Genomic DNA, 12,146 nt, shown 5'->3' on the forward strand with positions numbered 1-12,146 from the left:
CCTCTTAAAATGTTAGTAAATGTCCAAGTTTTTCTTGCTTTGTTTTTAAATACTGTAGATTTTCTTTTTTCGCAGTTAGTTGAAGAGGGACTCGCTCGATTACCTCTATACCATATCCAGTTAGACCAGCGATTTTTCGCGGATTATTCGTTAATAATCGCAGCTTTCGAACACCGAGATTTCGCAGGATTTGAGCACCTATCCCGTAGTCACGTAAATCGGCTTTGAATCCGAGTTTATGGTTTGCTTCAACCGTGTCATAGCCTTCTTCTTGAAGCTTGTAAGCTTTTAACTTATTGATAAGGCCAATTCCTCTGCCTTCTTGTCTCATATAAAGAAGAATACCTTTACCTTCTTTTTCAATTTGAGCCAAGGCCGAATGGAGTTGAGGACCACAGTCACAGCGATTCGAGCCGAACACATCTCCCGTGAGGCATTCTGAATGTACTCTTAAAAGAATTGGTTCATCCTCACTAATTTCGCCTTTAACAAGAGCTACATGCTCTTTGCCATCAGTTTGACTGGTAAAACCGATTGCTCTGAAGTCTCCAAATTCGGTAGGGAGATTGATTTCTACTTCCCGCGAAATGAGCGAATCATGATCCAGTCGATAGGCAATCAGGTCCTTTATCGTAATCATTTTCAAATCAAATTTTTCCGCAATCTTTGTCAAATCATCAACTCGCGCCATCGTTCCATCATCTTTCATGATTTCACAAATCACGCCAGCCGGTTCGGAGTCGGCTAATCTTGCTAAATCAACAGCAGCCTCTGTATGTCCAGCTCGACGCAAAACGCCACCATCCTTGGCGATTAGGGGGAAAATATGCCCTGGTCTTCTAAAATCATTAGGAACAGCATCTTCAAGAAGCATTTTTTGAATCGTCAATGCTCGTTCAAAGGCACTAATTCCTGTTGTGGTTTCATTGTGATCAATGCTACAAGTAAAGGCTGTTTCATGATTGTCCGTGTTCTTCTCAACCATGGGCCCAAGTTCAAGTCTTTCGGCGATCGATGCAGCAATTGGAACACAGATGAGTCCTCGTCCTTCTTTTGCCATAAAATTGATCATTTCAGGTGTTGCAAATTGTCCAAGACCGATAAAGTCACCTTCATTTTCCCGGTCCTCATCATCACAAACTATAATCACTTTTCCAGACTTCAAGTCTTCTAATGCATCCTCTATTTTATGGAACATGGTTTCGTTGCTCCTTTCATCTATATAAATCCGTTGTCTCTAAGAAAATCCGTTGATATCCGACTTTCCTGTTTTGGGTGGAGAAAGGAATAAACATATTTTCCAAGCATATCGAATTCAATATTGACCTTATCTCCAATCTGTTTAAGCCCAATGACGCTTTCCTTAGCTGTATGGGGAATGAGGGAAACAGTAATGAGCCCATTCTCCACACCAAATATTGTTAAGGATGTGCCATCAAGTGTAATCGACCCTTTATGTAGGGGGAGATGGCCAAAATCTTTTGGAAAAGAAATGTCTAAATAAATGGCATTTTCTTTCGGTACTCTTTTAACAATTTTTCCAACAGCATCCACATGTCCAGTGACAAAATGGCCACCAAAACGACCATTGGCACTCATTGCTCCCTCCAAGTTAACAAGGGAGCCGCGTTGCAAGTCTGATAATGATGTGCTCTGAAATGTTTCAGGCATCACATCAAGGCAAAAGGAGGACGCGTTAAAATCCGTTACCGTTAAACAAACGCCGTTGACCGCGATACTATCTCCAAGCTTTATGTCTTCTAGTACTTTCTTTCCGTGAATCTTTAAACTCATTGTGTTTCCTTGTGATTGGATATTTTGAATCGTTCCTAGCTCCTCAATGATTCCGGTAAACATTATCTGGCCTCCTCAGTCAGAGGTTTTGCAATGATTTTAAGATCTGGACCTACATGTACAACCGTTGTGAAATGAAGTTGAGGTCCGAGTTTTACAAGCTCAGGACCAATTCCGCCAACAAAAGGAATCGCATCTTTGCCGCCGATTATTTTTGGCGCTATATATGCAATGATTTGTTGAAAGGCACTTTCCTCTATAAACGAAGCATGAACCTCTGAACCGCCCTCAACTAATACGGACATAATCTTCAGTTTGCCTAATGTACGCAAAACTTCCTTTACCTTAATGCGTGGACTATCTTGAGTGAGTACGGTAACACCCAGTGTTTCTAGCTCTTTCTTTCGTTCCAAATCAATTTCATTTCCGGTAAAAATAATCGTCTTTGCAGAGGTGTCTTGCACGACATTTGCCGAAATAGGCATCTTTAATTTTGTATCTAACACAATTCGAATGGGATTTTTTCCACCTCGGGGTCGTCTGGTGGTTAAAAGGGGATTATCATGCAGGACGGTGTTGATTCCTACTAATATGCCATCATGCTCATGACGAAGCTGATGGACATCCTGCCTTGATTCAGGGGAAGTAATCCATTTACTATCACCTGATTTTGTTGCTATTTTTCCGTCTAATGACATGCCTGCTTTTATAGTTACAAATGGAGTGTTTGTTTGGATAAAGTGAAAAAACGTTTCGTTAAGTTGTAAAGCGTCTTCTTTGCATAAACCGACTTCAACGTCGATGCCTGCATTCTTTAATTTCGCGATCCCTTTGCCTGCAACAAGAGGATTTGGATCTGTCGTCGCGACAAAAACCTTCTCAATGCCTGACTCAATGATGAGGTCAGCACATGGAGGAGTTTTTCCATGATGACTGCAAGGCTCCAATGTGACATACATAATCGCCCCTTTAGCAGAGCTTCCTGCTGAGCGAATTGCATGCACTTCTGCATGGGGTGTACCTGCTTCTAAGTGCACACCTGTCCCGACCAAACGACCATCCTTTACCAAAACTGCACAAACCGAAGGGTTTGGACTAGTCTGACCCAAAGTAGAGCGAGCAAGAGAAATCGCTAGATTCATATAGTCATAATCATTCATTTCAAATAAAGGGAACCCCTTTCTATTGTAAATTCTCCATTGAAACACAAAATCCCTTACTAAAAATTAGTAAGGGAGAAAAAGCGTAGCACAAATAAGCGTCAAAAATAGCGCTTTTTGAACAATTCTATCTTCCTTCTCCCATCCAGACTTTTACTGTCGGCTTTGGAGTTTCACCAAATCCACCGTTTTCATATACATGAACCCGGGTCACGGACTAAGAGGGCTAAGCCTCATCACCGCCGGTTGGGAATTGCACCCGACCCCGAAGGAAATCCTATTGAATTAAAGCTATGATAGCAGATAGAAAAAATTCCTACAAGGTTTATGATTCTCCAATATCTTGCAAAAGCTATTACAGAAGGCGCATGCCATTCTTTGTTTGCGGTAGAAGGAAAAATTAAGAGGCACTTCCTTGATTGGAGCGCCTCAGTCTATATCAATTTTTCTTTTCTAGCGCCAAAGCCCCTCTATTTATCGCCTCCGGCAGTTTTTCCATCCAACCATGTTTGACCATGATATTGAAACAAATCGCTCCTGCTTGCATGGCGTGATTAAAAACCTGTTTGTACATGAAAATAACATCTGTTCTTAAAGAAGACCCTAAGGATGCTCCATAATAGGAGAGTGCGGTATTGACTAAGAAAGCGGCATGAAACATCATTAATTTGTCCGAAAAAGGACTTACAGTAGAGGCGGTTATCTCGTTATCCCATTTTTCAGGAATAGGTAAGTGGTCCTCGAGTAATTTTGTATTAAAGCTCTCAGCGTCTTGTCCTGCTAGTTTTACGTTTTTTAGCATAAATTTGCGAACGTCCTCGCTTTTAGCCACCTGACTGAAGCCCAAGCTTAAGGAACGAATGAAGCCTGTCTTTTTTGAATTAAAGAAAAGATTGCTGATCTCCGTAATATTAAGTGGCCGTTTGTCCCCGATTAAATTCTCAATAAATCCTGTTGACTCTTCAAATTGTACTCCATTTGGAGAGGGGACAGTGGGTACACTTGAAAAGTTTGGTGCGTTCTTTGCTATTCGTTCTATATGTTGGAATAGTTCTTTTGAAGAAAGTAGACATTCCATAAAATAGTTTTGTATGTCTTCGCGTTGGGATGAAGTAATGGCTAAGCTATACGCGCTTAACCCATGGATTGTCATAATATAGGAGTAGAAAAGTAAGAATTGGTCAGTAAAAAGGCGCGGTGCTTTTATATTGACGTCTTTCTCAGTAAATCCTTGTGGGACTTGGAAATTTGCAGTTTTTAGGAATTTTGCGATTGTATTGACATGACTTTCAGATAATTGTAATGAAGTTTCTAAAATCGGCTTGATTTGTTCATCCTCCACGATCTGAAGAAAGTACTTATATACGCAAATTGCCATGCTGTCCCCTAAGTACTGAAGCCATAGGGCAGATATTTCTGAAGCGGTTAGGGTGGATTCTTTCTTATTGTTTTTAGAAGTCCCCAAAAGAAATACCTCCAATGTTTTTATATTACGAACGTTATTTAAGCCTTATTTTATGGTATTGAATATGATCTATGCAGTTGGAACTATGGAATTTTTTGCTAAAATAGAAACATGACAAGATGAAGGGGGAGTTTTTGAAATGGACAATATAAAAAATAAGGTAATCAGCCAATTTGGAAAACATGCTGAAAAGTATGTTACAAGTGAAATTCACGCGAAGGGTACAGATCTTCACACTCTAGTTGAATGGTTACAGCCGCAAAAAGCGGAGCTCGTTTTAGATATTGCCACTGGTGGAGGACATGTAGCGAAGGCTTTATCTCCCCATGTGAGCCATGTCTTTGCGACCGATTTAACAAGAGATATGCTCGCGAATACAGCAAGGCATTTAAAGAAAGTTAGCGACAATGTTTCTTACATAATTACGGATGCGGAAAATCTTCCATTCCTTGATGAATCTTTTGATATTGTTACTTGTCGTATCGCAGCCCATCATTTTCCGAATCCTCAAGACTTTATTAAAGAAGTGGCAAGAGTTTTAAAATCAAATGGTTCATTTTTACTGATTGATAATGTTTCTCCTAAAGAAGAGCATTTAGCGCAATTTATGAATACTCTTGAAGCACTAAGAGATGAAAGTCATTCACGATGCTTGTCTGTAGAAGAGTGGCAAGAGCTGTTTTCTAAGTCTAATTTAAAGGAAGTTCAATCTCAGCTCCGGAAAAAGACGTATACTTTTCCATCCTGGGTCGAGCGTACTGCCAATAGTCAGGAACAAATTAATCGCGTAAACCAGTATATTTTTGACGCAAACGAAGCAATTCAAAAATACTTCAATATTTCTTGCGAAAATGCTGAAATCCAATCCATGCAGATAGATGAATGGATGGTCATGTGCAAAAAAGAGGATTAAATGTTCCAACGTAACATATTCGCTTGTAGGAATCTCATAAACTTGATCAAATAATTATATAAAATGATCAGGGGAATGGGGAATGCCTATGAGTTCTATGCAACGTATAAAGGGGATAGATTGGCCCTTTCGAATGATCTGGGGTTTCATGGCTGCGTGTTCTATTTATCTATTATTCTTAGATATTCCCATTCGCATGGATTCCTATGAGACGGTGTGTGAGTCCATAAATAATGGTTGTTTGGAAACGAGCCAACTGACAACAAAAGAAGCCGCAGAATTAGAGGAAATTGGTCTATCCCTTAAAGCGTATACTGGTTTTAAAATTTTTCTCGACATAGTCGTGGCTGTCGTTTTTTTCGGAGTATCTGCACTTCTACTTTTTCGCAAGGAGAAAATCATATTCAACCTCTATGTGGCTCTTGTTTTTCTTTCCCTTGGAGCTAAAATCTCTCACTATTTTCTCGACCATCATCCTGAATTAACGGTGCTTTACCACCTAACCAGCATTTTTGGTGGCACCTATCTGATCTTATTTTTGGTCCTTCCTGATGGAAAGTTCGTCCCCAAATGGACAATAGGGGCAGCAATTCTATGGATAGTAACTGGAGTCGGTTCGATCTATTTTCCAAGTAGTTTTCTGGATGTAGAAACGTGGCCGAATTGGCTCAACCTAGTTTGTTGGATTGGCCTTCACCTAGTTCTCGTTATTTCGCAAGTGTATCGATATTTGAAAAAATCAACCCAGGTACAGAAACAGCAAATCAAGTGGGTTATCTACAGCATTGTCATCTTTTTTGTTTCCCTGCTATGCCTAAATTTTGTAGGTCAGCTTGGCGTTGTATTAAAAATGATCACGGAGCTTATCTATACAGGAGGATTGATTCTAATTCCGATCGCTATTACCTTCGCGATTTTTAAATATAAATTATGGGATATTAACGTTGTCATTCACCGAACAGTCCTATACGGATTGCTGAGTCTATTTGTGATCCTATTCTATGTGGGCGTCGTTGGATTAATCAGCAGGGCATTGCGAACAGAGGAGAATGTCTTTGCTTCCATTATTACGGCTGGAATCATCGCCGTTTGTTTTCAACCATTAAAAGAAAAGCTTCAATCCATTGTCAATCATATGATATATGGAGACAGAGATAATCCGTATTCGATTTTAAATCGGTTAAACACCGTATTAGAAGCAGCAAAAAATACGGAGCACGTCCTTCCACGTGTAGTTAAAACAATTTCCCAAGCTTTAAAAATTCCGTATGTCGCCATTCATCTAAGAGAACGAGGGACGTATCAAGTTATTGCTTCGATTGGTGAACCACTCGAAGTCGGAATGGAAATTCCACTTTTTCACCAAGGGCAAGAGCTTGGAAAACTAAGTCTTTCCAATCGTTCTTCCAGTGAACCCTTCAGCCATGCGGATAAGAAATTGCTCCAAGATTTAGCGAGACAAGTAGGAATTGTTGCAAATTCTATTCTACTTCATAAAGATTTACAGTGGTCGAGGCAACAGCTTGTGAAAGCAACGGAAGAAGAAAGGCGTAGGCTACGTCGAGATCTTCATGATGGATTGGGCCCGAGCCTAGCGAGTTTAGCGATTAAAATGGATGTTGCCAACAGTATCATGACCAAGGACCTTCAGAAATCAAAAGAACTTCTCGTCGAAATGGATACGCAAATCAAGCAATTACTCCAAGATATAAGAAGAATCGTTTACTCCTTACGCCCTTCAACTTTAGATGACCTTGGACTACTTTCTGCTATCAAAGAACTAATCTCTCATTATAAAACGAGTAAAATCCATTTCACTCTTGATGGTCCAGAAATGCTTCCTTCTCTCCCGGCAGCTGTTGAGATTGCCGTCTATCGAATTGTTCAGGAAGCTATAACAAATGTTGCACGACATTCTAAAGGGAAAAATTGTTCGATTTCTGTAGTGGTAGATGACAAACTTCATCTCCAAATAACGGATGATGGAAGAGGTCTCCCAGAGCATCTTCAATATGGAATTGGAATCAAATCAATGAGAGAACGGGCAGAAGAGCTCGGAGGATCATTTACGATTTTGTCTCAATCAACCGGTGGTACCGTTATTCAAGCGGATTTACCAATTTAGAATGAAAGGATCCTGTTATGATAAAGGTTCTTGTAGTAGATGACCATCCATTGTTTAGCGAAGGAATTGCAACGTTGCTTCAGTCGACAGACATCGCTGAACTTATAGGAGAGGCGACGAATGGTGAGGAAGCCATCGATTTAGCCTTACGCCTTAAACCGGACGTGATTTTAATGGACTTGAATTTGCCAATTAAAAACGGGATAGACGCTACTCGTATCATCACGAATTCTCTTCCTGACGTAGGCATCCTTGTGTTAACGATGTTTGATGATGACGACTCGGTCTTTTCTGCTTTAAAGGCTGGGGCAAGAGGCTATTTGTTAAAAGGGGCGAACCGGATGGAAACTCTCCGTGCGATTCAAGCGATTGCAAATGGGGAGTCGATTTTTAGTCCAACTATTGCTGTCAATCTATTAGACTTTTTTAAAGTGTTTCAGCCGGCACCGACTCTTATTTTTCCAGAATTAACAGAGAGGGAAAAGGACATCCTCGAGCTCATTGTCGCTGGGAAAGAAAATGCTGATATTGCGAGACATTTTGGTATTACTTTAAAAACAGTTCGAAATCATATATCTAATATTTATAGTAAACTCCAGGTTGCTGACAGGGCTGAGGCCATTGCTCAAGCGAAAAACAAAGGAATGGGAAAGAAAAGATTCTGATTTGCTATTCCCGAACCCTCCTTGAAAAATTCCCGACCTAGTCGGGTCGCGACTCCCATGACGACGGGAAAAGGTGCATGGTAATTTTAAATTGTAAATTATCATGTAAAGGGGAATGAGCAATATGCAGATTTCGGAAAAATTCTTTAAGTTTTCAGGAGTACTGTTAATATTTGGAGGGTTAATTGCGGCGATTGGGCATTTGTTGAAGCCACAAGAGCCGACAACGGAAGCGGGAATTGAGCCGTTTATTTCACAGGCTTTATTATCAGATTCGTTCCTTGTCGTTGGAATACCGATTGTTGTTCTTGGGTTAGTTGGGATATTTCTTCGCCAAAGTGGGAGCTTAAAGTGGTGGGGGTGGATTGCCTATCCGGCAACGGCAATTGGAATTTTATACGCAGATTTGATTCAACCTGTTATTCGTATCATCGCCTATCCGTTTGTGTTAGCAAATACTAGCACGGAGGATGAAATCTATACAGCCGTCACAACGATTTATGATCAAGACCCATTCGGTTACTTTTTCCCGGTTATACTTTTAAGTTTAATTGGACCGCTATGGGCAGCATTTTGCTTTTGGAAAGCAAAAGTTTTTCCTACTTGGCTCGTCATTCTACTAGCCTTGCTTTTACCCATTTTCATTCTTTCACCAATGGTAGGCTTTTATAATTTCCCCGCGTATCTATATGTCGTATTTGGAATTTATGGATTCCTAATGATTAGAAATTTTCGCCCTTCTAAAAAAGTGGTTTCCGAAGCAGTTCAATAAAAAATGCCTTCCCACAAGGGGAGGCATTTTTGCGTTATTCTTTCGTTGGGATGATGCAGCTTTCATCTGTACATACTGCACCCGTGTCTTGAGATAAATCCTCAAAAAGGGGCTTCGGATTTTCTTCCTCCCACACCTTTTCAAGAGCGTTCGTAAACGTTTCAAGCGGCTGTGCACCAGAAATAGCATATTTTTGATTGATGATAAAGAATGGAACTCCTGTTATTCTAAATTGCTGAGCAATGATTTGATCATTGTTGACATCGACAGCAAATGCTTTTTCATCATTTAATATTTCTAATGCTTGTGCTCGATCGATGCCAGAAGCCTCGGCAATATCTGCTAGTGTTTCAAGGTCTCCGACATTTTTAGATTCAGTGAAATAACCATGAAGAAGATTCTCAGTCAGATCTTTTTCTTTTCCAACTGTTTTTGCAAATTTAGCTAAGCGGTGGGCATCAAACGTATTTGTTGGTTTCATATTATCGTAGTTATACGTTAAACCAATTTCAGCAGCTTGTGCGATCATGCCTTTGTTCATTTCTCGAACCTGCGCTTCACTTGTACCGAATTTTGCAGCTAAAGCTTCATAGATGCTTTGCTCTGTATACTTTGCAGTATTTGGATCGAGTTGAAAGCTCTTAAATTCAACCTCTACTTGATCCTGATGTGGAAATTGTTCAATAGCCATTTCTAGTCGACGTTTCCCTATATAACAAAATGGACAGACATAATCAGACCATACTTCGATTTTCATATACAACACCTCACGGGTAATAGATTACCGTCAGTGTAGCACAAATACTGTAAAAAACTAAGAAGATTGCTCAGTCGTTTTTTTCATTAGTTTTTGCTGTTTATGAATGGTATGATTCGTTCCCCATTCGTGCATGGCTGCTAAAATAGGATCCAAGCTTCTTCCGTATTCCGTAATAGAGTATTCCACTTTCGGAGGAACCTGTGGGTAGACCACGCGTTCAATTATATCCTCATCCTCAAGTTCACGAAGTTGCTTGGTGAGCATTTTTTGCGTAATGCCAGGCACATTTCGTTTTAATTCACTGAATCGCTGAGTTCCGTGCTTCATTAAATGTAAAAGAATAATCGGCTTCCATTTCCCAACTAATATGCCTAATGCGTCTTCGACCTTACATAATTCCGGTTCAATGGTCATTTTATATTCTCCTTAATAGTATCCTTTTTGATACTATACAACTTTTAAGTGCGTACTTACATTTTGATTTACTAAGGTCCATAATAACATGTTGTAGGGAAAGATCAACTGATAATCGGGGACACTACTCATATGAGTTCAGAAGGAGAGATAAGGATGCAAAAATATAGAATTAATCCAGATGAAGGTCTGGAGTTTGGAATATATACGCTTGGCGATCATTTGCCAAATCCTGAAACAGGAGAAAGAATTTCAGCACAAGAGCGACTTAAGGAAATTATTGAATACGCAAAGCTAGCTGATCAAGCGGGCCTTGATTTTTTTAGCGTAGGGGAAAGCCATCAGGAGTATTTTGCCACACAAGCACATTCTGTCGTACTTTCAGCAATTGCACAGGCGACAAAAAACATTAAAATAGGTAGCTCATCGACTATCATCAGTACCTCTGATCCAGTTCGAGTGTATGAGGATTTCGCGACAATTGACTTAATTTCCGATGGCCGTGCAGAGATCATTGCAGGGCGTGCATCCAGAATCGGGCTGTTTGATTTATTAGGTTATAATGTTCGTGATTATGAAGAATTGTTTGAAGAAAAATTTGATCTTCTCGTGAAAATAAATGAAGAAGAAGTTATCAATTGGGAAGGAGAATTTCGTGCTCCGTTAAGAAACGCGAGTGTCCTCCCTCGTCCTAAAAATGGTTCTTTGCCTATTTGGCGTGCGGTTGGTGGTTCACCGGCTAGTGCCATTAAGGCAGGCTATGCAGGTGTACCGATGATGATGGCTCATTTAGGAGGTCCTGTTTCTGTTTTTAAGCGGACAATTGATGCATATAGAGCGGCGTTACAAAGCAGAGGCTTTGACCCAGCGGAATTCCCAGTGGCAACTGCAGGATTTTTCTATGCCGCTGAAACTTCTCAGCAGGCGTTGCGTGAGATGTATCCTCATATAAATGAGGGGATGAAGAAGACAAATGGACAAGGCTTTCCGAAGCAGCATTTTGCTCAAGGGGTCGACCCGCAAAATATTATGAACATCGGTAGCCCGCAGCAAATTATTGAAAAAATTCTTCATCAGCATGAAGTATACGGACATCAGCGTTATATTGCGCAAATTGATTTTGGCGGTGTACCATTTGAACGTTTAATGAAAAACATTGAGCTGATTGGGACAGAAATTTTACCAGCAATTAAGAAATATACAAAGAAAAAATAGGGGGTTCGCGATATGAAAATCGTTGGCTTATCAGGCTCAAAGGTGGGCTCAAAAACTAGAACCGCGATGAATTATACGATCGATGCCCTCGTGGCAAAATATCCAAAAATAGAAGTAACTCTAATTGATTTGGCTGAATACGATGTGCAGTTTAGTGATGGGCGCAATTATCTCGAATATGAAGGCGACACTGGCTATGTGACAAAAGCGATTATGGAAGCAGATGCCATCATTATCGGGACACCAATTTTTCAAGCATCAATTCCTGCGACATTAAAGAACGTATTTGACCTTCTTCCAGTCAATGCTTTGCGTGATAAAATTGTTAGCATGTTTGTGACAGCAGGATCTGCCAAACATTATTTGGTTGCCGAGCAACAGTTAAAACCGATTTTGTCCTATATGAAAGCACAAATCGTTCAAACCTATGTATTTATTGAAGAAAGCGATTTTCACCGGAAAGAAATTGTCAGTGATGATGTCTTGTTTCGGATTGAACGATTGGTGGAGGACACGGTCGTTTTAACAGAGGCTTATGGAAAAATTCGTGAAGAGAAAGACGCTGAATATGATTTTTAAATATGCTTGATCTATATGATAAAAGACGAAGCTGTCCACTTGGGGCAGCTTCGTTCTTTTTATGGAAGAATTACAGCCTTCACTCCGCTAAATAAAAAGTAGGGGAATGTTTCTGCCATTCTTGCACGTTTTTATCATATACAATTTGTCAGGAAACATTCATTCAAGTAGCTTATAAACACCTTCAACATAAATATATAGTCCAAGGAGAAGTGCCCATATCAAAAAGCAAATGAAAAATAAAGTGTACTTTAGGAAATTCATAAATGAGTCTCCTTTTGAAA

12 protein-coding genes and 1 riboswitch are annotated in these 12,146 nt (G+C 40.0%); of the genes, 6 read left to right on the forward strand and 6 right to left on the reverse strand.

The window, feature by feature from the left end; genetic code table 11:
• Positions 1 to 4 precede the first annotated feature (4 nt).
• From FAR12_RS18300 to FAR12_RS18315, 4 genes are all read right to left on the reverse strand, one after another.
• Positions 5 to 1,198, reverse strand: coding sequence for a bifunctional 3,4-dihydroxy-2-butanone-4-phosphate synthase/GTP cyclohydrolase II (locus FAR12_RS18300; protein ID WP_126410233.1), 1,194 nt, complete (start codon positions 1,196 to 1,198; stop codon positions 5 to 7).
• Positions 1,199 to 1,218: 20 nt separating this feature from the next.
• Positions 1,219 to 1,857 (reverse strand): riboflavin synthase, encoded by a 639-nt coding sequence (gene ribE / locus FAR12_RS18305; RefSeq protein ID WP_126410234.1) that lies wholly within the window; start codon positions 1,855 to 1,857, stop codon positions 1,219 to 1,221.
• Positions 1,857 to 2,954, reverse strand: coding sequence for a bifunctional diaminohydroxyphosphoribosylaminopyrimidine deaminase/5-amino-6-(5-phosphoribosylamino)uracil reductase RibD (gene ribD / locus FAR12_RS18310; protein ID WP_126410235.1), 1,098 nt, complete (start codon positions 2,952 to 2,954; stop codon positions 1,857 to 1,859). The genes ribE and ribD overlap by 1 nt, the downstream gene beginning before the upstream one ends.
• A gap of 129 nt (positions 2,955 to 3,083) precedes the next feature.
• Positions 3,084 to 3,231, reverse strand: a riboswitch (FMN riboswitch).
• A gap of 162 nt (positions 3,232 to 3,393) precedes the next feature.
• A complete protein-coding gene (locus FAR12_RS18315; RefSeq protein ID WP_126410236.1) occupies positions 3,394 to 4,419 on the reverse strand; it encodes a DUF3231 family protein in 1,026 nt (341 codons plus the stop codon).
• A gap of 139 nt (positions 4,420 to 4,558) precedes the next feature.
• Between FAR12_RS18315 and FAR12_RS18320 the strand changes: the two genes are divergently transcribed.
• The 4 genes from FAR12_RS18320 to FAR12_RS18335 all read left to right on the forward strand — a co-directional run bounded on the left by FAR12_RS18320 (position 4,559) and on the right by FAR12_RS18335 (position 8,894).
• Positions 4,559 to 5,332 (forward strand): class I SAM-dependent methyltransferase, encoded by a 774-nt coding sequence (locus FAR12_RS18320; RefSeq protein WP_126410237.1) that lies wholly within the window; start codon positions 4,559 to 4,561, stop codon positions 5,330 to 5,332.
• 148 nt (positions 5,333 to 5,480) lie between these two features.
• Positions 5,481 to 7,457 (forward strand): GAF domain-containing sensor histidine kinase, encoded by a 1,977-nt coding sequence (locus tag FAR12_RS18325; protein WP_170972249.1) that lies wholly within the window; start codon positions 5,481 to 5,483, stop codon positions 7,455 to 7,457.
• A gap of 17 nt (positions 7,458 to 7,474) precedes the next feature.
• Positions 7,475 to 8,122 carry a response regulator gene (locus FAR12_RS18330; RefSeq protein ID WP_126410239.1) on the forward strand — a complete coding sequence of 216 codons (648 nt, stop codon included), beginning with the start codon at positions 7,475 to 7,477 and terminating at the stop codon, positions 8,120 to 8,122.
• A 124-nt stretch (positions 8,123 to 8,246) separates the two neighbouring features.
• Positions 8,247 to 8,894: a hypothetical protein gene (locus FAR12_RS18335; protein ID WP_126410240.1), complete on the forward strand. Its 648-nt coding sequence runs from the start codon at positions 8,247 to 8,249 to the stop codon at positions 8,892 to 8,894.
• A 34-nt stretch (positions 8,895 to 8,928) separates the two neighbouring features.
• On the opposite strand, the gene FAR12_RS18340 is transcribed toward FAR12_RS18335, so the two are convergent.
• The gene (locus FAR12_RS18340; protein WP_126410241.1) at positions 8,929 to 9,651 is read right to left on the reverse strand and encodes a DsbA family oxidoreductase; all 723 of its coding nucleotides are present in this window, start codon (positions 9,649 to 9,651) and stop codon (positions 8,929 to 8,931) included.
• A gap of 57 nt (positions 9,652 to 9,708) precedes the next feature.
• Positions 9,709 to 10,068 (reverse strand): winged helix-turn-helix transcriptional regulator, encoded by a 360-nt coding sequence (locus FAR12_RS18345; RefSeq protein ID WP_126410242.1) that lies wholly within the window; start codon positions 10,066 to 10,068, stop codon positions 9,709 to 9,711.
• A 156-nt stretch (positions 10,069 to 10,224) separates the two neighbouring features.
• On the opposite strand from FAR12_RS18345, the gene FAR12_RS18350 reads away from it, so the two are divergent.
• Both FAR12_RS18350 and FAR12_RS18355 read left to right on the forward strand, forming a co-directional pair.
• Positions 10,225 to 11,283, forward strand: a complete 1,059-nt coding sequence (locus FAR12_RS18350; protein WP_126410243.1) for an LLM class flavin-dependent oxidoreductase — start codon at positions 10,225 to 10,227, stop codon at positions 11,281 to 11,283.
• A 12-nt stretch (positions 11,284 to 11,295) separates the two neighbouring features.
• Positions 11,296 to 11,862 (forward strand): NADPH-dependent FMN reductase, encoded by a 567-nt coding sequence (locus FAR12_RS18355; RefSeq protein ID WP_126410244.1) that lies wholly within the window; start codon positions 11,296 to 11,298, stop codon positions 11,860 to 11,862.
• Positions 11,863 to 12,146 lie beyond the last annotated feature (284 nt).

Origin of the sequence: Bacillus yapensis, assembly GCF_005280205.1 — a bacterium.
GTDB classification, from domain to species: Bacteria; Bacillota; Bacilli; order Bacillales; family Cytobacillaceae; genus Robertmurraya; species Robertmurraya yapensis.